The organism is Streptomyces sp. NPDC001606 (assembly GCF_053596835.1).
In genome coordinates, this window is the sequence record NZ_JBSFHC010000003.1 from 225,066 (window position 1) to 246,766 (window position 21,701).

Here is a 21,701-nt window from a genome sequence, read left to right on the forward strand (position 1 = left end):
CATGTCCCGGTACGTACCCGCCGACTTCTACCTCCTGCGTTCTCCCGCACTGCCCGCGGAGACGTTCCGCGCGTTCATGAGCGACCCTGATCACACGTCCGACGCCCTGTTACGGCTGGCTGACGACCCCGAGGTCCGGCGGGCGATCTTCGTCGCCAGCGAGGGCCTGGCGGAGGGCCTCACACAGCTGGAACGCATGTCCCCGAAGAGCCTGGCGCGCGTCCACTCACGGTTGTGGCGCTATGTCACCCGGATGTCGACCCGACCCACACCCTTCGGGGCGTTCTCGGGCGTCGCCGCCGGGACATTCTCCGGACGCACCACCGCCCGGTTGGAGACCCCCGTGATCAGCAGCAACCGGGTGCGCGCGGACATGGCGTGGATCCTCGCCTGCATCAAACGGCTTGAGGACGACGAGGAGATCTGGCGGAGCCTCAGAATCCTCCGCAACGCGACAGCCCATGTCTCCGGTGACCGGGTGGTCCTGCCACACGCCGACGTCTATGGGAACAGCGACCGCACGTCGGTGCGCGTCCGGGCAACCCCCGCCGTGCACACCGTCCTGGACGCCGCCACCACCCCCGTTACCTACCCCGAGCTCATCGACGCACTAACGGGCGCCTTCCCTGAGGCGACCGGTCCGCAGAAGGAGGACCTTGTCCAGCGGCTGTGGGACCTGAACTTCCTCACCAGCGACCTTCGCCCGCCCCAGACGACAGCCCAGCCCGAGCAGTACCTGCTCGACAGGCTGGCCGGGATCCCGCAGGCGGCAGAGGTGGCCGAACGACTGCGCGAGGTGGTCGATCTGGTCCGGCACGCAGACGACCCTGTCTCGCTCGCCCGGTTGCGAGTGGCCCAGGGGAAACTCGTACCGGGTTACACGGGTCAGACGTACCAACTGGACTCCGCCATCGGCCTGCAGTTCGACGAGCTCAACCGGTCCGTGGGCGAGGCGGCGGCCGACACGGTGGACGTCCTCATGCGCCTGAGCGCGGCCACGGGCACCACCAACGCACATCTGAGGCGGTACCGGGAGGAGTTTCTCGAACGATACGGCCATGGCGTGCGCGTGCCGGTTCTGGAACTGCTCGGCCCGGACCAAGGGCTGGACGCACCCGAGTCCTACACGGAGCCGATCCGCACGGCTGGCCGGCTCGACAGTGCCTCCGACCCCGAGGACACCTCCTCCTTCGACAGGGCCGTCGTCGAATTCGCACACCAGGCCTGGCGCGAGGGGATGCTGGAAGCGGAACTCACCGACGCCTGGCTGGACCGACTTGCCCCCGAGGCGACCGTGGGACCATTACTTCCAGCGGTGGACCTCTACCTGCAGATCGAGGCCACCGACCGGCAGGCCGTCGACCGGGGCGAGTGGCGGGCCGTCCTCCGAGCCGACTGCCTCGCCCACGGCGGACGCACCTTCGGGCGCTTCTTCGACCTGCTCGGTGACCGGCTAGCGGACCAGTTGCGCGACCTCGCCCGGTGGGAGCAGGAACTTCAGCCGCACGTGGCGTACGCCGAGGTGGCCTACCTCCCCACGTACGGCCGGGCCGGGAACGTCGCCGCGCACCCGGACCTGGGGACGTACGAGATACCCGTCAACACCAGTCCCTCCGTGCCGGCCGACCGCGTACTGCCGTTGGACGACATCCTGGTGGGCGCCGACGACCGGCGGTTCCACCTGTGGTCGCGGCGGCTGGGGCGCGAGATCGTCGTGACGCAGCACCACATGCTCAGCCCCCTCGCCGCCCCGAACGTTGCCCGCTTCCTGCTGGAGGCCTCGCACGACGGGTACGTGCTGCCCGGCGGATTCCATTGGGGACCTGTGTCGAACGCGACCTTCCTGCCCCGGGTGACCCGCGGCAAGGTGGTGCTCCGGCCGGCTGAATGGCGGCTGGACGGACATGGCCTGGAGGACTTCGCGGCATGGCGCGAGCGGTGGCGCGTGCCGCGATACGTGCATCTCGTCGATCTCGACAACCGGCTGCTGCTCGACCTCGACCACCCCTGCTGCGTCGGAGAACTGCGGGAGGAGATCGGCCGCGCGGGCGGTGGGACGGTGCTGCTCCACGAGATGCTGCCCGACTTCGAGCATCACTGGCTGACCGATGACCTCGGGCGGCGGTACACCGAAGAGATCGTCGTCCCCGTCATGGCCGCCCGGGCCGAGACCATCGCCCGGCACCCGGCCGGGGCGCCGGTGGAGATCCCCTCACGGCGGTACCCGCCGGGCAGCGAGTGGTCGTACGTCAAGCTGTACGCCGCCTTCGAACGCCACGACGAGATCATCGCCGGTCCGCTGCGGGAACTCATCGCGGAGCTGCGCGCAGAGGACGCAGTAGACCGCTGGTTCTACATCCGGTACGCCGATCCGCGCCCGCACCTTCGCATCAGAGTGCGCAGCGAACGGTCGTCGGTCCTGGGGCGACTCGCCGCCTGGGGCAGGAGCCTGGTGGACGCCGGTCTCGCCCAGGACGTCACCATGGACAGCTACTGCCCGGAGACCATGCGTTACGGCGGCCCCGCCACCTTCGAGTCGATCGAGCGCCTGTTTGAGGCCAATAGTGACACCACCGCCCATCTGATAGCGGCCCGCGCGGACCTGCCGCAACTGGTGGACGAGCACCTGGCTGTGGCCGCGGTGGACACCCTCCACCGCCACTGGGGCGTCCCGCTCGCCGAGCGCATGGACCTGCTCCCCGGCCACCGAGACGACAACGCCACGCGGGACGAATTCAGGAAGGCTCGCGCCTACCTCTGCGAACTGTTGCTGCCCTGGGACCGGTCCACCCATGAGGAGGGCCGTGCACACCGCATGGCGATCGCGGCGGCCCTCGCACCCCAGGAACCTGCGGTCCGTGCGGCATCCGCGGCGGTCCGCGAGGTCGCCGACCGCGGCCGTCTCGCGGTGCAGCCCGCCCATCTCCTCGGCAGCCTCGCGCACATGCAGATCAACCGCCTCCTGCCGGTCGATCTGGCCCGTGAGGAACGCTGCTACGGGCTGCTGCGGCACACGCTGCGTGCCCTCAGGGGCCGCCTCGCTGCTGAGGGGGCCAGGTGATCTGGCTCCGCGTGCTGCGGCTCTTCTGGAAGCTGAGCGCCCGGAAGGTCACCGCCTTCGCTGTCGCCTCGGTGCTCTCGGCTGCGATCCCCGGCGTACAGGTCGGGCTCACGGCGAGCGCGGTGCAGTCGGTGGCGCAGGCTGCCGGAGGCAACGAGGGGGCCGGACGGCAGGCTCTCCAGGCGGGCGTCGTCCTGCTGCTGATCGCGGTGGCCGGGCACCTGCTGGACGTGTGGGGCCAGTACCTTGATTCCCTGCTCCGCCTGGAACTCACCACCAAGATCGGTGAGCAGGTGATGGTCAAGGGCACCCGGCTCGACCTGGAGCAGTACGAGAACGCCGAGTCCTACGACAAGCTGCAACGCGCCTTCCAGGAAAGCAACGGGGGACGCATTTACCAGCTGTTCTCCGAAATGCTCACCGTCACCCGCGAGCTGGTCACCGTCATCTCGGTCGGCGCGGTGCTGTTCACCTGGTCACCGTGGGTGGCCCTGTTCATCCTGGTGTCGCCAGTCCCGTCCGTGGCCGCGCACATGATCTATACGAACAGGGCGTACGCCATCGAGTACGCGCGCGCAGCAGACCGCCGGCGGATGTACTACTACCAGTACCTGACCACGACGGATCACTCCTTCAAGGAAGTGCGCCTATTCCAGCTCGGACCGTACCTCGTCGAGCGGTACCGCAGACTGGTCCACGAGTTCTTCCGGGTCGACCGGCAGCTGGCCCGCCGCCAGTCGGGCATCGTGGGCTTGCTGGGCCTGCTGAGCGTCATCGCCTCCTCCGGGGCGCTGCTGTGGGCGATCGGGTCGGCCGCGGACGGCGGACAGGTGGGCCGCCTCGCGGGATACCTCCAGTCCATGGGTGCCATCCAGGTGTCGGCCCATGGACTGCTCCTGGGGATCGCCTCTCTCTACAGGGACACGCTCTTCCTCGGCAACCTCTTCGCGTTCTTGGACCTGCCCGAGCGCCAGATCACCGGTGGGAACAGGCGGTTCCCGGCGAAGCTGTGCAAGGGGATCGAGTTCCGGGACGTCAGCTTCGTGTACCCCGGCACCGACCGGCTCGTGCTCGATGGTGTCGACCTGCTCCTGCCGGCCGGGGAGTGCGTGGCGCTCGTGGGGCAGAACGGCGCCGGGAAGACGAGCATCGTCAAGCTGCTGACCCGGCTCTACGAGCCGACGAGCGGGCGGATCCTGATCGACGACGTACCGATCGAGGAATACGACGTCGACGACCTCCAGCGGCATATCGGCGTCATCTTCCAGGACTTCATCCGCTACGAGATGTCCGTCCGCGACAACATCGGCTTCGGCCGCGTCGAGGCGATGGACGACGACGAGCGCATCCGGGCCGCAGCCGTAGCCGGAGGAGTCGACACCGTTGTGTCCGACCTTCCGGACCGGTACGACACCATGCTCGGCCGGCACTTCGAGGAGGGCCGCCAACTGTCTGGCGGTCAATGGCAGAAGGTGGCTCTGAGTCGGGCCTTCATGAGGAGGGCTCCGGTGGTCGTGCTCGACGAACCCACGTCGGCCATCGACGCCGAGGCCGAGTCCGAGATCTTCGGCCGGCTTCGTGACATCGCGAGGGACACCACCTCCCTCATCATCGCGCACCGGTTCGCCACCGTGCGCATCGCCGACCGGATCGTGGTCCTGGACCGGGGCCGGGTGGTCGAGGAAGGAACGCACGAGGAACTGCTGAGCGCCGACGGAACGTACGCCCATCTGTTCAAACTGCAGGCAGCGGGATATCTCGGCGAACCCGCCTCTCAGTGAAGGCCACTTCATGCAAACTTCGGTCATCTTTCCGGTCATGCCCACGGCCCCCTCCGAGGCGGTTCCCTTCGCGGAACTCGTCAGAAGCGAGGACATGCCGCGGCTGTGGCAGGGCCAGTCCGTCACGATCGAAACCCATCAGATGTTCGCCTATCTCGCGGGCATGGGATTCCGCATCCCGTTCGGCACTGCCGTGACCCTGATGCCTTTGCGCCATCCAATGGAAGCAGCGGCACACGCCCGGTCCCTGGCCCGTCTGACCGGCAGGCGGGTGACGCTGGGACTCGGCCCGGGATCCCCCGACTTCGTGGTGAGTCTGCACGGAAAGCCGTACGATAGCCCGAAAGCCGCGTGCGCCGACTATCTCCGGCAGGTGCGCGGATTCCTCACCGAGCAGAGACACAAGGTGCCAGAGGCCGGTCGGCAGGCATCGGACCTACCGGATCTCGGTCATCCCGGTGTGGATATCGGCCTCGGAGTCCTCCGCCCTGCACTCGCCCGTCTCGCGGGCGAGACTGCCGACGTGGCGATCACCTGGATGACGCCGCCAGGATACCTGGCACGTGATGTGGTGCCGGCGCTCCGGCGCGGCGCTCGGGCGGCGAGCAGGCCGGTCCCGCGCCTGGTCACCGTCGTACATGTCGCCGTCGACCGCCACGGGCGCGATCCCCGCCAACTCGCCTACGCAGCCGCCCACACACACCTGGGCGCCCCGCACTACACGGACATGCTCAGGCGCGCGGGGTTGCGGGTGCACCCGTCACAGCCCTATCTCAACGCAGGTGCCTTGGTCGACTCGGGAACCTTCGCGTACGGCACCCCGCGGGAAGTGGCCGGCGCACTGGCCGAATACGCCCGAGTGGGCGTGGACGAAGTGGTCCTCAACTGCGCAGGGGTAGGTCTCGCGCATGGCTGGAATGCGGCCCTGGAGGACCTGGCGGAACTCTCGGCCGAAATGCGTACGGTCCGTTCGGGCGTGATCGCATAAAGGCTAGGCTCACCATGTCGAGAGGTGACGCGAAAGGAAATGGCGATGACCGAGGAAGTGCAACGATGGCTGAAAGAGAACGCCTTGCCCTTGAAAGGCCTGCACTCCGAGGCATCAGACCCGGACTACGGTGACCTGGAGCCACTGCGCAAGGTTCTGCGCGACGTACGCGTTCTGGGGATGGGGGAAGCGACGCACGGGACCGCCGAGTTTTTCCGACTCAAACACCTGTTACTGCGCTTCCTCGTCGAGGAGATGGGGTTCACCGCTCTGGCCATGGAGGCCAGTGCCTCCGCTGCTCAGGCGGTCGACGACTACGTGCTGCACGGAACCGGTGATGCCGTCGACGCAGTGGCCGGCCTCGGCTTCTGGACGTGGCGGACACGGGAAATGCTCGACGTCGTGGAGTGGATGCGAGACCACAACCGATCGGTTCCCCCGGACCGGGCCGTGCGTTTCGTGGGCATCGACCCCCAGCGATGCGGTCCTTCTCTGGTGGCGCTGGCCGCCGTGCTGCGCACGGTGGCACCGGAACGGGCGGACACCACCGGCGGCCTGCTCGGTAGGCTGGCGGAGGCCAGGACGGGATCACTCGTGGCCCAGCGCTCCCAGCTCCTTGCCGAGGCGCGTGACCTGGAGCGATTCCTCGAGGAAGAGCGTCCGCGGCTTGCCTCTCACATCGGCGGCACAGGCGTCGATCAGGCGCTCAGGCATGCGCGCCTGATCGTGGCCGCGGCCGACGTAGCCTCCCGGCCACCGCGCGGAGACGGTGAGGAGATGGGCGCGCTGGCCGCCCGGGACCACCACATGGCCCAGGCAGTGATTACCCTGGAGGAGGGGACTGCCGACAAGGTGGCCGTCTGGGCCCACAACGGCCACGTCTGCACCGACCGATATGCGCGAGACATTCCCGCCATGGGGCGTCACCTCAGGGATCACTACGGTGAGCGGTACTACGCCCTGGGCCTGCTGTTCGGCGAGGGCGCCTTCCGCGCCCGCCCCGGAAACTCCGCAACACGACCGCCCAGGAAGCACACCATCAGTGCGGCGGGCCCGCGCTCCGTCGAGGCCCAATTGGCGTCGGCCAACTCCGCAGATCACCTGATCGACCTCCGGGCCGGCAGGGCCCAACTCGCCGTCGCAAAGTGGCTGGAGAGCCCGCAGTTCATGAGGTCCTTCGGTGCTGGCGTGCCACGCCTGACATACCGTTTCTCCATGACACAAACGGTGTTGATGCGTGAGTACGACGGATTGGCGTACGTGGCCCGCTCGACGCCTTCGATGCTATTGAGCTGAGAGCCAACACAGCTGTCCGGACTGGAGGCTAATTGGACAACACGTGAATCAGGTGCGGAAGTTCCTATGCGACGGGCTTGCCACGAGACAGAAGTCAGCCATTGACCTGGGCGTCCTTGAGGTTGGGCCGCCGGTAGGTTCTGGCGCTGACGCGGCGACGAGCAAGGCGTGCCTGACGGTGCTCGACGACCGGTCGGAGGCCGTCGCTGACGACGACCACAAGAACCGTTGGGCGGACTGGCTGCGCTGGTCGAACCTGCTGCAGTTTCTCCAGCCTGCAGCCAGCGACGAATTGCCGTGCTCCTTCCACCAGGTAGCAGTCTCCACCAGCGACCAAGGTGGACCCGCACACCGTTGCGTTGCTGACCAGCGCGTTGCCCTGGGTGCCATCGATATCAACAAGGTCACGGGTGGTATCGAGCTGATTGACCTGGGCAGCCTGTACGGCACCCTCAATGGCCAGACGAAGAGTGCGGACAACACGGCGGACATAAAGCCGGCGCTCTTCTAGGGCGTCTCCGACGCCGACTTCGAACGCCTCGGCGTCCACTCCTCCAGCGTCCCGGCACTCCGTGAGATCCACAGCGAGGACGCCGTCCTCGGCATGAGCAGGGCGAGGATGCGCGGATGAGGACCTGGCGGGCGCAGTGAGAGCCCGCGACGGCAGCGCCGCCATGGGCGCTGGTCCGGGTGAACTCGCCCTGAAACAGCGCCACTTGGCGGTATCGCCGCACTGGCTAGTACGTGTAGAACCCCGACCCGGTCTTCCGCCCCAGCCGGCCCGCCTCGACCATGCGCTGGAGCAGCGGGGGAGCGGCGTAGAGCGGCTCCTTGTACTCGGCGTACATCGAGTTGGCGATGGAGACGATGGTGTCCAGGCCGATCAGGTCGGACAGCTTCAGCGGGCCCATCGGGTGGGCGCAGCCCATCTCCATGCCGTTGTCGATGTCCTCGCGGCTCGCGATGCCCGACTCGAACATCCGGATCGCGGAGAGCAGATACGGCACCAGCAGCGCGTTCACCACGAAGCCGGAGCGGTCCTGGGCGCGGATGGCGTGCTTGCCGAGCACCTTCTCGGCGAAGACCTGGGCGCGGCTGAGGGTGCCCTCGGAGGTGGTGAGCGCCGGGATCAGCTCGACCAGCTTCTGCACCGGAGCCGGGTTGAAGAAGTGGATGCCGACCACATGGTCGGGGCGGGAGGTGGCAACCGCCAGCTTCACCAGCGGGATGGAGGAGGTGTTGGAGGCCAGGATCGCGTCGGGCCGGGTCATCACCTGGTCGAGCACCTGGAAGATCTCGGTCTTGACCTGCTCGTTCTCGACGACGGCCTCGATCACCAGATCACGGTCGGCGAACTCGCCGAGGTCCGTGGTGAAGCTCAGCCGCGCCTGGGTGGCGTCCCGCTCCGCCTCGCTGATCTTGCCGCGTTCGGCGGCCTTGGCCAGGGAGTTGAGCAGCCGGGTGCGGCCGAACTCCAGGGCCTCGCCGGTGGTCTCGGCGACCTTCACGTCCAGTCCCGCCCGGGCGCACACCTCGGCGATACCCGCGCCCATCTGGCCGCAGCCCACGACTCCGACGCGCTCGATGTCGGTCACATCGTTCCCTTCGCTGGTTCTGTCGGCTCCTGGCAGGACCCCCGGGTTTCGGCGCCTGCTCCGATCGTGCACGTTACCGCCAAGTATCGATGATCGATCGGCCGGGTGGGGGCATCCTGGGCCCGGAACGATCCGCGACGAGACGGATCCGGAGCGTAGGGATGTGCGGATGGGGCGTCTGTCACGGCGGGCTTTCACCCTGGCGGCGCTGACGGCCATGGTCCCGGCCGAGGGCGCGGCGGCGGCCGGGGGCGCGGGGCGGGCCACGGCCGAGATGCGGGGCGTGTGGGTGGCGACCGTCGGCAACCGGGACTGGCCCGCCGAGCCCGGCGGCACCGCCTCCGCCCAGCGCAAGGAGCTGACCGCGCTCCTGGACAAGGCGGTACGCGACCGGCTCAACACGGTGTTCCTCCAGGTGCGGCCCGCGGCCGACGCCCTGTGGCCGTCGCCGTACGAGCCGTGGTCCGAGGTGCTCACCGGCACGCAGGGCAAGAACCCCGGCTGGGACCCGCTGGGCACCGCCGTCGCGGAGGCCCGCGCCCGGGGTCTGCGGCTGCACGCCTGGTTCAACCCGTACCGGATCGCCAACCACACCGACCTCGGGCGGCTCGCCGCCTCCCACCCGGCCCGCAAGCACCCGGACTGGGTGGTGCCGTACGGCGGGAAGCTCTACTACAACCCCGGTCTGCCCCAGGTCCGGTCCTTCGTCCAGCAGGCGATGCTCGACGCCGTCGCCCGCTACCCGGTCGACGGGGTCCACTTCGACGACTACTTCTACCCCTATCCGGTCGCCGGGCAGACCTTCGACGACGACGACGCCTACGACCGCTACGGCGGCGACTTCGGCAGCCGGGCCGCCTGGCGGCGGGACAACATCGACACGCTGGTGCGGGAGACGGCCGCCGCGGTCCGCCGGATCCGGCCCGGCACCGCGTTCGGGATCAGCCCCTTCGGGGTGTGGCGCAACGCCTCCACCGACTCCCGGGGCTCGGACACCCGGGCGGGCGTGCAGACGTACGACGATCTGTACGCGGACACCCGGACATGGGTCCGGAAGAACTGGATCGACTACATCGTCCCGCAGCTGTACTGGCACATCGGCTTCGCCGCCGCCGACTACGCGGAGCTGGTCGACTGGTGGGCGTCGGTCGCGAAGGGCACCGCCACCCGGCTCTACATCGGCGAGGCGCTCTACAAGGCGGGCGCCTCCGGGCAGCCCTCGGCGTGGCAGGACCCGGTCGAACTGTCCCGCCACCTCACCCTCGCCGCCCGCTTCCCCCAGGTGCGCGGGCATGTCTTCTTCGCCGCCAGGGACCTGGCGGCGGACCCCATCGGGGCGATGGCGCGCGTGGTCGCCGATCACTACGGGCGACCGGCGCCGCCGCCGCGCTGAGCTACCGCTGTGGTTCGCCCTTGTGCTTGACCTGGCAGTCGGGACCGGGGGACATGATCGCCTCGTGTCCGTCCTGGAACCGGACGCGGTAGGGCGGGTTGCCCTCGGAGCCCAGCACCTCGACCACTTCCGAGACCTGGTCGTGCTGTCCGACCACTCTGCCGTGCTGGACCAGCTGGTCGCCCTTGGAAGCACGCATGTCAGGCCCTCCTCACGATCACGACCGTTGCGTGACGGCGATGCACACGAGCACCGCCACAGCGGTCAGCGGGGCGGCCGCCGTGAAGTGCTCGCCCAGCAGCAGCGCCGACCACACCAGTGTGAGCAGCGGCTGGGCCAACTGCAACTGGCTCGCCCGCGGGATGCCGATGGCCGCCATGCCCCGGTACCACACCACCAGGCCGAGGAACTGCGAGCCCGCCGCCAGCCACAGCAGTCCGGCGATGCCGTGCCCGGTGAGATGGACGGGCTCATGGGCCAGGGCCACCGCGGCGGCCGGCACGCTCAGCGGCAGGCACATCACCAGCGCCCACCCGATCACCTGCCAGCCCGGCATCACCCGGGCCAGCCGGCCGCCCTCGGTGTAGCCGGCCGCGCACACCAGCAGGGCCGCGAACAGACAGCCGTCGGCCGCCGTGACCGCGCCTCCGCTCTGGCTGATCGTGAAGCCGGCCACCGCAGCCGCTCCGGCCAGCGCCGCCAGCCAGAACCGGCGCGAGGGCCGGCTGCCCATGCGCAGGGCCGACAGGACGGCGGTCGTCAGCGGCAGCAGCCCCACCACGACGGCGGCATGGGCGGTGGTGGAGGTCTGCAACGCGAGCGTGGTCAGCAGCGGGAAGCCCAGCACCACCCCGGCCCCGACGACGGCCAGCCCCGGCAGATGGCGCCGCTCGGGCAGCCGTACGCCGCGCGCGAGCAGACAGCCGCCCGCGATGAGGGCGGCCAGCACCGCGCGCACGGCCACCAGGGACCAGGGGCCGAAGCTCTCCAGCCCCCAGGCGGTGGCCGGGAAGGTCAGCGAGAAGGAGGCCACACCCAGGGCGGCCTGGGCGGTGCCGAGGCTCCGGCGCTTCGCGGGGACGCTGACTGCTATCGATGTCGCGGTAGTAGCGCTACTCTGTATCCTCATGCAGCAGAGTAGCAGTGTGGCTGAACTCGCGGAACAGCTCCGGCGGGAGCTGGACCGCTACTCGCCGGGAGGAAAGCTCCCGTCGAGCCGGGCGCTGGTGGAGCGGTTCCGGGTGAGTCCGGTGACCGTCTCCCGGGCCCTCGCCCAGCTCGCCGCCGAGGGGCTGGTGGTCACCCGCCCCGGCGCCGGTGCCTTCCGGGCCCGGCCGCGGACGGCCCCGACCCCGGCCGGGGACACCTCCTGGCAGGAGGTCGCGCTGAGCGCCGACGGCACCGGCGACCTGGTCCCGCGCACGGTGGACGCCTCCGGGGTCACCGTCTCGCTCGCCGTGCCGCCGCCCGGGGTGCTGGAGTTCAACGGCGGCTATCTGCACCCCTCGCTCCAGCCGGAGCGGGCCATGGCGGCGGCCCTCGCCCGGGCCGGGCGGCGCCCCGGTGCCTGGGGGAGACCGCCGCTGGAGGGCCTGCCGGAGCTGCGGGAGTGGTTCGCCCGGGGGATCGGCGGGGCCGTCACCGCGGCCGAGGTGCTGATCGCGGCGGGCGGCCAGTCCGCGCTGGCCACCGCCCTGCGCGCGGTCGCCCCGCCCGGCGCCCCGGTGCTCGTCGAGTCGCCGACCTACCCGGGGATGCTCGCCCTCGCCCGGGCGGCCGGGCTGCGGCCGGTGCCGGTCCCGGTGGACCCCGACGGCGTACGGCCCGAGCTGCTCGCCGATGCCTTCCGGGCCAGCGGCGCCCGGGTGTTCGTCTGCCAGCCGCTGTTCCAGAACCCGACCGGCGCGGTCCTCGCCCCGCAGCGGCGCGGCGAGGTGCTGCGCATCGCCCGCGAGGCCGGCGCCTTCGTCATCGAGGACGACTTCGTCCGCCGCCTGGTGCACGCCGACGCCGGACCGCTGCCCCGCCCGCTGGCCGCCGACGACCCGGACGGCGTCGTGGTGCACGTCGGGTCGCTGACCAAGGCCACCTCGCCCAGCTTCCGGGTGAGCGCGCTGGCCGCGCACGGGCCGGTGCTGGAGCGGCTGCGCGCCATCCAGGTCGTGGACAGCTTCTTCGTCCCCCGGCCGTTGCAGGAGGCCGCCCTGGAACTCGTCGGCTCCCCGGCCTGGCCCCGCCATCTCCGGGCACTCTCGGCCGCCCTGAAGGACCGCCGCGACGCCATGACCGGCGCGCTCGCGCTGCATGTGCCGGAGCTGGCCCTTCCGCACATCCCGTCCGGCGGCTACCACCTCTGGGTGCGCCTGCCCGACGGCGCCGACGAGGCGGCGCTGGCCGCCGCCGCCCTCCGCGCGGGCGTCGCCCTCACCCCCGGCCGCCCCTACTTCAGCGCCGAACCTCCCGCGGCCCACCTCCGCCTGAGCTTCGCGGCGGTCGCCGGGACCGGGGAGATCGCGGAGGGCGTCCGGCGACTGCGGACGGTCTGCGACGAGGTGCTCTAGGCGCCCGGCACCAGGGCGGTGGTGAACTCCAGGGAGGCGAACAGTTCGCGGGTCAGCCGGACGCCCGTGATGCGTTCGGCGAGGGCGAAGGCGGCCTCGGTGTGCAGGTCGATGTCCCGCTCCCCGTGCTCCCTCAGATCGAAGCCGGACTCCCGCATCTGCGTCACGAGTTCGTCCGGGTGGGTGCCGTGGCGCTGGGTCGGGAACAGCGGCTCGAACTGGAGCCGTATCTCGCCGTCCTCGAACCAGTAGAAGTGGTCCACCGCGTTGATGTTCCGGAAGTGCGAGACGGCCGTACGGCCACGGGACACCGGCAGCATCACGTCCGCGAGCGTGCCCAGGAACCCGTTGTACTCGACCATCAGAGTCCAGTCGCCGAGCGCCGCGACACCGACCAGCACGCTCAGGCCGTCGTGCTCGTCCCAGGCGTCGTAGCACGGCTCCTCCAGCTCGGCCACGCCGGTGACGCTGCCCTCCTTCTCCGCCTTCAGCTCCTTCAGCAGCTGCTCGGGCGCGAGCCCCTTCACCAGCGTGACGCAGTAGGCCTCGAGCAGGGGCGCGTGCTCCTCGCGGAGCCACCGGTAGTCCGCGGCCGTCGTGATCTCTGTCATGCCCGCCAGCATGCCACCCCCCACTGACAACCCGTCACGGGTCACTCATCGGTAACACCCCCTTGACCGGTCACCTTCCGCGGCCCACCATCACCGCATGCCACTGAGGGTGACGTTCGTCGCCGCCGCGCGCAGCGCACCCCTGCTCGCGGAGCGCTTCGACGACGACCGGCCGCTGGACGGGGCCGGCTGGGACGAGGTGCAGCGGGTCGCCGGAGAGCTGCTGCCGCTGGCCGCGGCCGAGCTGCGCTACTGCTCGCCGACCCCGCGCAGCCGCGCCACCGGCGACGCCCTGGGGTACGCCCCGCTGGTGCAGCCGGCGCTGCGCGACTGCGACATGGGCCGCTGGCGCGGGCTGACCCTGGGCGAGGCGATGGCCCGCGAGCCGGAGGCGGTGGACGCCTGGCTGGCCGACCCGCGCGCCACCCCGCACGGCGGCGAGTCGCTGCTGGGCTTCATCTCCCGGGTCGGCGGCTGGCTGGAGACCCGGCCGACGACGGACGGCGGCCGGATCGTGGCGGTCGCCGAGCCGTCCGTGATCCGGGCGGCCCTCGTGTACGCGCTGAAGGCGCCGCCGTCGAGCTACTGGAACATCGATGTCCGGCCGCTGAGCACGAGCACCGTCTCCGGCCGGGGCGGCCGCTGGAACCTCTGCCTCGACGCCGTCCCCGCTCAGCGCACGCGCGTGTAGTCGGTGACGAGCAGCAGGTCCTTCGCCGGGCCGCCGACCCGCCACACCGTGCGCCAGCGTCCGGCGTCCGTGACGGTGAACTCGCCCCGGTAGAGGTCCGCCGCGCAGGGGTGCTCGGCGACGTACCGCCCGGTGGTCAGGTCCAGCGTGTGGAAGGGGCGGCCGTCGGCGAACCGGACGTCCGCCGTGCCTGGCGCGGACCCCGGCAGGAACCGCAGCGTCCGGCTCGCCGGCCTCGTCACGCCCTGCCAGGTGAAGGTGCCCGACTCCGTGTGCAGCAGCCCGCCCTCGTCCGCCGCGCTGAACTCGGTGCGCCCCTCGAAGCGCCCCTCGTCCCCGCTCGCCAGATCCCGCACGCTCCGCTCGACCCGCCAGCACCCGGCCAGGTACGCGAGGACATCCGGGACGGGCCACGGGACGTCGGGGTCGAGCGGTGGCCGGGGCGTGTCCATGGGCGGAGCTTATGCGGTGGGCCCTTCTGCGACCCTCCCACGCCCCTCCCTCCGCACCCATTGACGTGTCCTTACCCCGTCTTTAAGGTTCGTCCGAAGTGCTGACCAATGTCTGATATTTCGAACACCCAGAGCCGCGGAGTATCCATGTCACGCACCGCCCGCTGGAGACTCGGTCTCGGCGCGAGCGCCGTTCTGCTCGCCACGGCCGTCCTTCCCGCGCCCGCCCACGCCGAGGACGTCACCGACTACGCCATCACGGTCGACCCCTCGGCCCAGGGGCCCGCCATCGACAGGACGATGTACGGCGTCTTCTTCGAGGACATCAACCGGGCCGCCGACGGGGGCCTGTACGCCGAACTCGTGCAGAACCGGTCTTTCGAGTACACGAAGGACGACAACACGTCGTACACGCCGCTGACCGCCTGGACGGTCTCCGGTACCGCGCAGGTCCTGGACGACTCCGGCCGGCTGAACGACCGCAACCGCACCTACCTGGCCCTGGGCGCGGACTCCGCGGTCACCAACTCCGGCTACAACACCGGTGTCGCGGTGCAGAAGGGCAAGGCCTACGACTTCTCGGTGTGGGCCCGCGCCGACGCCGGCACCACGCTCACCGTCACCCTCCACGACACCGACGGCACCACGCTCGCCACCGCCCGCCGGATCGCCGTGCGGAAGGGCGGCTGGGCTCAGTACAAGGCCTCCTTCGTCGCCACCCGCACCAGCACCACCGGCCGCCTCACCGTGGCCTCCGGCGCCGCCACCGCCCTCGACATGGTCTCGCTCTTCCCGCGCGACACCTACAAGCACGAGCCCAACGGCCTGCGCAAGGACCTCGCCGAGAAGGTCGCCGCCCTGCACCCGGGCTTCCTCCGCTTTCCCGGCGGCTGCCTGGTCAACACCGGCTCCATGCAGGACTACAGCGCGGCCTCCGGCTGGCAGCGCAAGCGTTCCTACCAGTGGAAGGACACGATCGGCCCGGTCGAGCAGCGGGCCGTCAACGCCAACTTCTGGGGTTACAACCAGAGCTACGGCCTCGGCTACTACGAGTACTTCCGGTTCGCCGAGGACATCGGCGCCATGCCGCTGCCCGTCGTGCCCGCCCTGGTGACCGGCTGCGGCCAGAACAAGGCCACCGACGACGACGCCCTGCTCGAGCGGCACATCCAGGACACCCTGGACCTGATCGAGTTCGCCAACGGCCCGGCCACCTCGACCTGGGGCAGGGTGCGCGCCCGGATGGGCCACCCCAAGCCCTTCCACCTGACCCACATCGAGGTCGGCAACGAGGAGAACCTGCCCACCGAGTTCTTCGCCCGCTTCACGCGGTTCCGCGCGGCGATCCAGGCGAAGTACCCGTCCATGCAGGTGATCTCCAACGCCGGCCCGGACGACTCGGGCACCACCTTCGACACCGCCTGGAAGCTCAACCGGGACGCCAAGGTCGACATGGTCGACGAGCACTACTACAACAGCCCGCAGTGGTTCCTCCAGAACAACGGCCGCTACGACTCGTACGACCGCTCCGGCCCCAAGGTCTTCCTCGGCGAGTACGCCTCCGGCGGCAACGCCTTCAAGAACGGCCTGGCCGAGGCGGCGTACATGACCGGCCTGGAGCGCAACGCCGATGTCGTCAAGCTCGCCTCCTACGCCCCGCTGTTCGCCAACGAGGACTCCGTGCAGTGGAGCCCGGACATGGTGTGGTTCAACAACCACGCCTCCTGGGGCTCGGCGAACTACGAGGTCCAGAAGCTGTTCATGAACAACGTCGGCGACCGGGTCGTCCCGAGCACGGCGACCGGTACCCCGACTCTGCCGGCCCCCATCTCCGGCGCCGTCGGCCTGTCCACCTGGAACACCAGCGCCGCCTACGACGATGTGAAGGTCACCGCCGCCGACGGCTCGGCGCTGCTCAGCGACGACTTCTCCGGTGACGCCGGCCGGTGGACCCACACCGGCACCGGCAGCTGGAGCGTCCAGGACGGCCAGTACGTCCAGACCGACGCCACCGCCCAGAACACCATGGTCTCGGCCGGCGACCCGTCCTGGCACGACTACGACCTGCATGTGAAGGCCACCAAGAAGTCCGGCCAGGAGGGCTTCCTCGTCGCCTTCGGGGTCAAGGACACCGGCACCTACTACTGGTGGAACCTCGGCGGCTGGAACAACACCCAGAGCGCGGTCGAGCAGGCCGTGGACGGCGCCAAGTCCACGCTGATCGCCAAGCCGGGCTCGGTCGACACCGGCCGCGCCTACGACGTCGACATCACGGTGCGCGGCCGCCAGGTCACGCTCTACCTCGACGGACAGCAGTGGGGCAGCTTCACCGACGACACGCCGGCCGAGCCGTTCCGCCAGGTCGTGACCCGGGACGCGAAGACCGGTGAGCTGATCGTCAAGGTCGTCAACGCGCAGGCCTCGGCGGCCCGTACGGCGATCGACCTGGGCGGTGCGAAGGTCGCCGGCACGGCGCAGGCGACCACGCTCGCCGCCGCCCCGGACGCGGTGAACACCGAGACGGCCACCGCGGTCGCCCCGGTCACGTCCACCGTCACCGGGGTCGCCGGCAGGTTCACGTACACCTTCCCGGCGAACTCCGTCACCTTCCTGAGGATCAGGCAGAAGTAGCGGTCGCCTCCGCGGGCTGCTGTCCGAGCGGCAGCAGCCCGCGCTCGGCGAAGACCTTCTTCGCCGCGAAGGTCGCGTTCAGCGCCTTCGGCATGCCGCAGTAGACGGCGGAGTGCAGCAGCGCCTCCACGATCTCCTCCGGCGTGAGCCCCACGTTGAGGGCCGCGTTCACATGCACGTCCAGCTGGGCCTCGCAGCCGCCGAGCGCGGTGAGCATGCCCAGGGTGACCAGCTGGCGGTCGCGCGGGGCCAGCCCGGGCCGGTCGTATATCTCCCCGAAGGCCCAGGAGACGACCTGGTGGCCCAGCTCCGGGCTGATGTCGGCGAGCGAGTCCACGACTCGCTGCCCGGCCTCCCCGTCGACCCTCTTCAGGACCTCCAGGCCGTGGGCGAAGCGCTCGTCACGGGTGGTGCTCTTGCTCATCTCTCGCCTTCCGTCCCCGGCTGCGGGGCGTCCAGCAGCCGTTCGTCGTGTTCGATCTTGTCCTCCGCTCGATGAACGGTAGGACTTGGAGTGCGCTCCAGGTCAAGCCGCGGACCGGCGGCCGGCTCCGGCGGTCGCACCGCCCGTACGGCCGGTGTTTTCCGCGGCGTCATTTAATTCACGCCGTGTTTCCCGAATTCCCTGGATGACGCACCAATTTCCGGTGAGCGCACAACCAACCGGAATCAGTGCCCGTCTAGGACGGCGAAAAGACCCGGAGATATCTGCCGAGGGGGCGCCGGAAATGCATCGACACCCGGACGGGAACAGGGCGTGAAAGCGGTATCGCGTCCGAAAGGAGCCGCCGCGCTGCTCGCGGCGGCCGTCGCCACCGCGGTGTTCTGCGCCGCCGACGCCCTCGCCCGCAGCTACCCCTTCGGCCCCCGCACCCGCAGCGTCAACGACCTGGGCAACCAGTACGTGCCCTTCCACGCCCACCTCTGGGACCTGCTGCACGGCCGCGCCGACGGCGGTCTCCTCGTCAACTGGCAGTCCGGCTACGGCTCCTCCTTCCTGCCCGACCTCGGCACCTACCTCGGCAGCCCGTTCGCCCCGCTCGTGGCGCTCTTCCCGCGGGACGAGATCGACCTCGCCGTCTACACCGTCACCGTCCTGAAGACCGCCTGCGCCGCGGCCGCCATGGCCTGCCTGCTGCTCACCCTGCGCTCCGGCCGCTGGTGGGCGGCCGCACTGCTCGGCGCCTCCTACGCGCTGTGCGGCTGGACCGTCGCCGACGCCGCCTACAACCCCATGTGGCTCGACGGCCTGATCGCCCTGCCGCTGCTGTGCCTGGCCGGGGAGCGCGCCCTGGCGGGCCGCCGGTGGCTGCCCGGGGTGCCGCTCGTCGCCCTCGCCTGGACCGCCAACTTCTACACCGCGTACATGGCCACCCTGGGCGCCGGTCTGGTCGTCCTGCTGCGTCTGCTGCTCGCCCGGCCGTCCCGCGGGCAGGCACTGCGCGCCGCCGGACGCGCCCTGCTCACCCTCGCCCTCGGCGTCGGCCTGGCCGCCCCGCTCGTCACGGTCGTCTACTTCGGCACCCGGCACGCCTACCCGGGCCAGGTGCGGCAGTTCGGCCCGGTGCCCACCGAGGACCTGCTCGCCCGGCTGCTGCCCACGACCTACGGCTTCGGCTCCCCGGCCCTCTACGTGGGCACCACCGCCCTGCTGCTCGCCCTCGCCCTGCCCTTCCACCGGGCGGTGCCCGCCCGGGTCCGCGCGGGCTGGACCGGGCTGGTGCTCGCGGTGACCCTCTCCCTCCAGTGGGCGCCCACCCACCTCCTCTGGCACGCCTTCGCCACCCCGCAGGGCAGCCCCTACCGGCAGACCTTCGTCCTGTGCGGGCTGCTGGTCCTCGCCGCATGGCACGCCCTGGCCTACGGCCCGCCGGACCGGCGCGCCCTGGCGGCCGGGACCGCGCTGCTCGTCCTGCTCGCCGCCGTCGCGGCCCGCAGCCCGCTGGTACGGCCGCACACCTGGCCGGTGCTGCTGCTCGGCGCCGCCGGCACCCTCGGCGGCCTCGCCCTGCTGCGCCGCGCCGGGCACCGCACGGCCCTGGCCGCCCTGGCCGCCGTCCTCCTGCTCGGCGCGCAGGCCGGGGAGACCGCCGCCACCTCCGCCGTCGCCACCGGGCTGCGGCTGCGCCACCTGGACCACTACGCGCCCTGGGGGCAGTGGCAGGCCCGGCAGGCGGCTGCGGTCGCCGCGGCCGACGACTGGCCCCGCCACCGCACCGACCCCGGCCGCGAACAGACCACCGGCAACGACCCGCTGCTGGTCGGCGGCCAGGGCGCCGCCTACTACAGCAGCCTGACCTCCGACGTCCTCAGCCGCACCCTCACCGCGCTGGGCGGCGGCTGGACCTCGCGCGGGCGCAGCGTGCAGAGCCTGGACAACGCCGTCACGGACGTCCTCTTCTCCGTCGGCGCCCGGGTGCACAGCCCGCCGCCGGGCCAGGCAGGCCCGGTGCGCGTCACCCGCCGGGCCGTCCCGCCCCTGGTCACGGTGCGGGCCGCGCCGGAGAGGCGGCCCTTCGGCCGCTCGCCGTACCGCAACCAGGAACTCCTGCTCGGCAGCCGCGTCTACACCGTGCCCCGGCTCACCGTGGCGGACGACACCGGACGGCCGGTGAGGTCCGGCCGGGTCGGCTCGGGCACCGCGGCGACCCACCCCGTGGTCACCGCCCGCTGCCCGGCCGGGACCGAGGTGCACCTGTGGGCGCCGTACTACTCCGGGACCGCCCGGCTCGCGCGCGGCGGCGCCGGCCCGGCCCGCTTCCACGCCGCCTATCCGCGCAACCGCGCGGCCATGGCACCGCTGGGCACCGCGCCGGTCTCCGGGCGGGTGCGGATCGAGCTGAGCCCGGACCGGCCCGGCAGCATCCCGTCCGGCGCGGTCGGCTGCCTGGACACCGGGCGGCTGCGCGCCGCCGCCGCCCGGCTGACGGCGGGCGGGGCCACCCGCGTCACCGTCTCGGACGGCACCCTGCGGGCCCGGCTGCCCGCCGGCAGCACCGGGATCGCGGTCGTCGCCGCACCCCGGATCGCCGGCTGGCGCTGCGCCACCGGCGCCGGGCCCGAGCGCCCCGCCGGGCGGTACCACGGCCTGATCGCCGTGCCCTTGGAGCCCGGCGCCACCACGCTGACCTGCACTTTCCATCCGCCCGGCGAGCGGCTCGGGCTGACCGTCGGGGCCGGTTCGCTGCTCGTCCTCGGGCTGCTCGCGGCGCCCGCCGCGCTGCGCCGCCGCCGCGCCCCTGCGCCACCCATGACCACACCGCCGCGCGAGCGCCTGACCACCGCCCGCTGACCGCGTCCCTGGGGGGAACCCGCCATGCTGATCTCGATCGTCGCGCCCTGCTACAACGAGGAAGCCGTCCTCGCCCGCTTCCACGAGGAGGTCCAGAAGGTCGCGGAGGAGCTGCTCCCGCTCGGCCACGACATGGAGTTCGTCTACGTCGACGACGGCAGCCGGGACGGCACCCTCGCCGTCCTGGAACGCCTCGCCGGCCTCGACGCCCGCGTCCGGTACGTCTCCTTCAGCCGCAACTTCGGCAAGGAGGCCGCCCTGCTGGCCGGTCTGCGGCACGCCGCCGGCGACTCGGTGATCGTCATGGACGCCGACCTCCAGCACCCGCCGGAGCTGATCAAGCGGATGGTGGCCCTGCGCGAACAGGGCCACGACCAGGTCATCGCCCGCCGCGACCGCACCGGCGACGGCGTCACCCGGACCCTCACCACGCGCCTGTACTACCGGCTCGTCAACCGCCTGGTCGACGTCGAGCTGGTGGACGGCGTCGGCGACTTCCGGCTGCTGTCGCGCCGGGTGGTGGACGCCGTGCTCGCGCTGACCGAGTACAACCGCTTCTCCAAGGGCCTGTTCGCCTGGGTGGGCTTCCCGAGCGTCACCTTCGACTACCCGAACGCCGCGCGCGAGGGCGGCAGCAGCTCCTGGAACCTGCGCGGCCTGCTCAACTACGGCATCGACGGCCTGCTGTCCTTCAACAACCGCCCGCTGCGCGCCGCCCTCTGGCTCGGTATGGCCCTGCTGCTGTGCGCCGGGCTCTACACGGCCTGGATCGTGGGCGCCGCCCTCGTCCACGGCGTCCAGACGCCCGGCTATGTGACCATCATCACCGCCGTCACGGCCCTCGCGGGCGTGCAGATGGTCATGCTGGGAGTGATCGGGGAGTACACGGGACGCATCTACTACGAGGTGAAGGGCCGCCCGCACTTCCTGGTGAAGGCGACCAACGTGGAACGGACGAAAGACCTCATCCCTTGATCCCCAGGCAGATATTCACCTTCGCCGCGGTAGGCGTCGTCAATACGGCCGCCTATTACCTGCTGTACCTGGTGTTCCTCACCTGGCTGCCGTACCTGGCCGCGCATGTGCTGGCCTTCGCGATCAGCATGGTCGGCTCCTTTTTCCTGAACGCGCGCTTCACCTACCGGGTCCGGCCCACCTGGCGGAAATTCCTGCTGTTCCCGCTGACGAACCTGGCGAACTTCCTGATCACCACGGCGGGCGTCTACGTGATCGTGGACGTCCTGCACGCAGGGAGCCGCTTCGCCCCCCTCGTCGCCTCGGCGGCCGCCATCCCGATCACCTTCCTGGTGTCCCGCTGGGTGATGCTCCCCAAGTCGATTGCATAAACG

Annotated in this window: 18 protein-coding genes; 11 read left to right on the plus strand and 7 right to left on the minus strand. The window is 70.9% G+C overall.

The window, feature by feature from the left end; all coding sequences use genetic code 11:
• Window position 1: 1 nt before the first annotated feature.
• The 4 genes from ACWCV9_RS08585 to ACWCV9_RS08600 are packed head-to-tail and all read left to right on the plus strand — an operon-like array spanning window position 2 to window position 7,126.
• Entirely contained in the window at window positions 2–3,061 is a 3,060-nt protein-coding gene (locus ACWCV9_RS08585) for a lantibiotic dehydratase (protein WP_450784942.1), read from the plus strand.
• The gene (locus ACWCV9_RS08590; RefSeq protein ID WP_450784944.1) at window positions 3,058–4,842 is read left to right on the plus strand and encodes an ABC transporter ATP-binding protein; all 1,785 of its coding nucleotides are present in this window, start codon (window positions 3,058–3,060) and stop codon (window positions 4,840–4,842) included. Before ACWCV9_RS08585 ends, ACWCV9_RS08590 begins: the two co-directional genes overlap by 4 nt.
• 37 nt (window positions 4,843–4,879) lie before the next feature.
• Entirely contained in the window at window positions 4,880–5,830 is a 951-nt protein-coding gene (locus tag ACWCV9_RS08595; RefSeq protein ID WP_450784946.1) for an LLM class flavin-dependent oxidoreductase, read from the plus strand.
• A 45-nt stretch (window positions 5,831–5,875) separates the two neighbouring features.
• Window positions 5,876–7,126 carry an erythromycin esterase family protein gene (locus tag ACWCV9_RS08600; protein ID WP_450784947.1) on the plus strand — a complete coding sequence of 417 codons (1,251 nt, stop codon included), beginning with the start codon at window positions 5,876–5,878 and terminating at the stop codon, window positions 7,124–7,126.
• A 94-nt stretch (window positions 7,127–7,220) separates the two neighbouring features.
• On the opposite strand, the gene ACWCV9_RS08605 is transcribed toward ACWCV9_RS08600, so the two are convergent.
• On the minus strand, window positions 7,221–7,676 hold the full coding sequence (locus ACWCV9_RS08605) for a hypothetical protein (protein WP_450784948.1): 456 nt from the start codon (window positions 7,674–7,676) through the stop codon (window positions 7,221–7,223).
• Between the two features lie 187 nt (window positions 7,677–7,863).
• On the minus strand, window positions 7,864–8,721 hold the full coding sequence (locus ACWCV9_RS08610; protein ID WP_450784949.1) for a 3-hydroxybutyryl-CoA dehydrogenase: 858 nt from the start codon (window positions 8,719–8,721) through the stop codon (window positions 7,864–7,866).
• 169 nt (window positions 8,722–8,890) lie between these two features.
• Between ACWCV9_RS08610 and ACWCV9_RS08615 the strand changes: the two genes are divergently transcribed.
• The gene (locus tag ACWCV9_RS08615; protein ID WP_450784951.1) at window positions 8,891–10,114 is read left to right on the plus strand and encodes a glycoside hydrolase family 10 protein; all 1,224 of its coding nucleotides are present in this window, start codon (window positions 8,891–8,893) and stop codon (window positions 10,112–10,114) included.
• 1 nt (window position 10,115) lies between these two features.
• On the opposite strand, the gene ACWCV9_RS08620 is transcribed toward ACWCV9_RS08615, so the two are convergent.
• On the minus strand, window positions 10,116–10,313 hold the full coding sequence (locus ACWCV9_RS08620; RefSeq protein WP_450784953.1) for a DUF1918 domain-containing protein: 198 nt from the start codon (window positions 10,311–10,313) through the stop codon (window positions 10,116–10,118).
• Between the two features lie 18 nt (window positions 10,314–10,331).
• Entirely contained in the window at window positions 10,332–11,243 is a 912-nt protein-coding gene (locus ACWCV9_RS08625) for a DMT family transporter (RefSeq protein WP_450784954.1), read from the minus strand.
• Here ACWCV9_RS08625 and ACWCV9_RS08630 point away from each other — a divergent pair.
• Window positions 11,242–12,675 (plus strand): aminotransferase-like domain-containing protein, encoded by a 1,434-nt coding sequence (locus tag ACWCV9_RS08630; RefSeq protein WP_450784956.1) that lies wholly within the window; start codon window positions 11,242–11,244, stop codon window positions 12,673–12,675. The two genes, ACWCV9_RS08625 and ACWCV9_RS08630, sit on opposite strands and share 2 nt — an antisense overlap.
• Here ACWCV9_RS08630 and ACWCV9_RS08635 read toward each other — a convergent pair.
• Entirely contained in the window at window positions 12,672–13,286 is a 615-nt protein-coding gene (locus tag ACWCV9_RS08635) for a DUF6461 domain-containing protein (protein ID WP_450784958.1), read from the minus strand. The two genes, ACWCV9_RS08630 and ACWCV9_RS08635, sit on opposite strands and share 4 nt — an antisense overlap.
• Window positions 13,287–13,383: 97 nt before the next feature.
• Between ACWCV9_RS08635 and ACWCV9_RS08640 the strand changes: the two genes are divergently transcribed.
• Window positions 13,384–13,977, plus strand: a complete 594-nt coding sequence (locus ACWCV9_RS08640) for a histidine phosphatase family protein (protein WP_385844487.1) — start codon at window positions 13,384–13,386, stop codon at window positions 13,975–13,977.
• Here the strand turns inward: ACWCV9_RS08640 and ACWCV9_RS08645 are convergent.
• On the minus strand, window positions 13,959–14,429 hold the full coding sequence (locus ACWCV9_RS08645) for a DUF6314 family protein (protein ID WP_450784960.1): 471 nt from the start codon (window positions 14,427–14,429) through the stop codon (window positions 13,959–13,961). The genes ACWCV9_RS08640 and ACWCV9_RS08645 overlap by 19 nt on opposite strands.
• Before the next feature lie 147 nt (window positions 14,430–14,576).
• Here ACWCV9_RS08645 and ACWCV9_RS08650 point away from each other — a divergent pair, with 147 nt between their 5' ends.
• The gene (locus tag ACWCV9_RS08650; RefSeq protein WP_450784961.1) at window positions 14,577–17,060 is read left to right on the plus strand and encodes an alpha-L-arabinofuranosidase C-terminal domain-containing protein; all 2,484 of its coding nucleotides are present in this window, start codon (window positions 14,577–14,579) and stop codon (window positions 17,058–17,060) included.
• Here ACWCV9_RS08650 and ACWCV9_RS08655 read toward each other — a convergent pair.
• Window positions 17,047–17,484, minus strand: coding sequence for a carboxymuconolactone decarboxylase family protein (locus ACWCV9_RS08655; RefSeq protein WP_450784963.1), 438 nt, complete (start codon window positions 17,482–17,484; stop codon window positions 17,047–17,049). The two genes, ACWCV9_RS08650 and ACWCV9_RS08655, sit on opposite strands and share 14 nt — an antisense overlap.
• A 333-nt stretch (window positions 17,485–17,817) precedes the next feature.
• On the opposite strand from ACWCV9_RS08655, the gene ACWCV9_RS08660 reads away from it, so the two are divergent.
• From ACWCV9_RS08660 to ACWCV9_RS08670, 3 genes are read left to right on the plus strand one after another with little or no spacing between them, the layout of a single operon-like run.
• Entirely contained in the window at window positions 17,818–20,352 is a 2,535-nt protein-coding gene (locus tag ACWCV9_RS08660) for a YfhO family protein (protein ID WP_450784964.1), read from the plus strand.
• A gap of 24 nt (window positions 20,353–20,376) precedes the next feature.
• Window positions 20,377–21,327 (plus strand): glycosyltransferase family 2 protein, encoded by a 951-nt coding sequence (locus ACWCV9_RS08665; RefSeq protein ID WP_450784965.1) that lies wholly within the window; start codon window positions 20,377–20,379, stop codon window positions 21,325–21,327.
• Window positions 21,324–21,698 (plus strand): GtrA family protein, encoded by a 375-nt coding sequence (locus tag ACWCV9_RS08670; protein ID WP_450784967.1) that lies wholly within the window; start codon window positions 21,324–21,326, stop codon window positions 21,696–21,698. The genes ACWCV9_RS08665 and ACWCV9_RS08670 overlap by 4 nt, the downstream gene beginning before the upstream one ends.
• Window positions 21,699–21,701 lie beyond the last annotated feature (3 nt).

Coding starts and splice junctions, on each gene's coding strand:
- ACWCV9_RS08585 (WP_450784942.1), top strand. CDS start 2: ATGTCCCGGTACGTACCCGCCGACTTCTACCTCCTGCGTTCTCCCGCA.
- ACWCV9_RS08595 (WP_450784946.1), top strand. CDS start 4,880: ATGCCCACGGCCCCCTCCGAGGCGGTTCCCTTCGCGGAACTCGTCAGA.
- ACWCV9_RS08600 (WP_450784947.1), top strand. CDS start 5,876: ATGACCGAGGAAGTGCAACGATGGCTGAAAGAGAACGCCTTGCCCTTG.
- ACWCV9_RS08615 (WP_450784951.1), top strand. CDS start 8,891: ATGGGGCGTCTGTCACGGCGGGCTTTCACCCTGGCGGCGCTGACGGCC.
- ACWCV9_RS08620 (WP_450784953.1), bottom strand. CDS start 10,313: ATGCGTGCTTCCAAGGGCGACCAGCTGGTCCAGCACGGCAGAGTGGTC.
- ACWCV9_RS08630 (WP_450784956.1), top strand. CDS start 11,242: ATGCAGCAGAGTAGCAGTGTGGCTGAACTCGCGGAACAGCTCCGGCGG.
- ACWCV9_RS08625 (WP_450784954.1), bottom strand. CDS start 11,243: ATGAGGATACAGAGTAGCGCTACTACCGCGACATCGATAGCAGTCAGC.
- ACWCV9_RS08635 (WP_450784958.1), bottom strand. CDS start 13,286: ATGACAGAGATCACGACGGCCGCGGACTACCGGTGGCTCCGCGAGGAG.
- ACWCV9_RS08640 (WP_385844487.1), top strand. CDS start 13,384: ATGCCACTGAGGGTGACGTTCGTCGCCGCCGCGCGCAGCGCACCCCTG.
- ACWCV9_RS08645 (WP_450784960.1), bottom strand. CDS start 14,429: ATGGACACGCCCCGGCCACCGCTCGACCCCGACGTCCCGTGGCCCGTC.
- ACWCV9_RS08650 (WP_450784961.1), top strand. CDS start 14,577: ATGTCACGCACCGCCCGCTGGAGACTCGGTCTCGGCGCGAGCGCCGTT.
- ACWCV9_RS08655 (WP_450784963.1), bottom strand. CDS start 17,484: ATGAGCAAGAGCACCACCCGTGACGAGCGCTTCGCCCACGGCCTGGAG.
- ACWCV9_RS08665 (WP_450784965.1), top strand. CDS start 20,377: ATGCTGATCTCGATCGTCGCGCCCTGCTACAACGAGGAAGCCGTCCTC.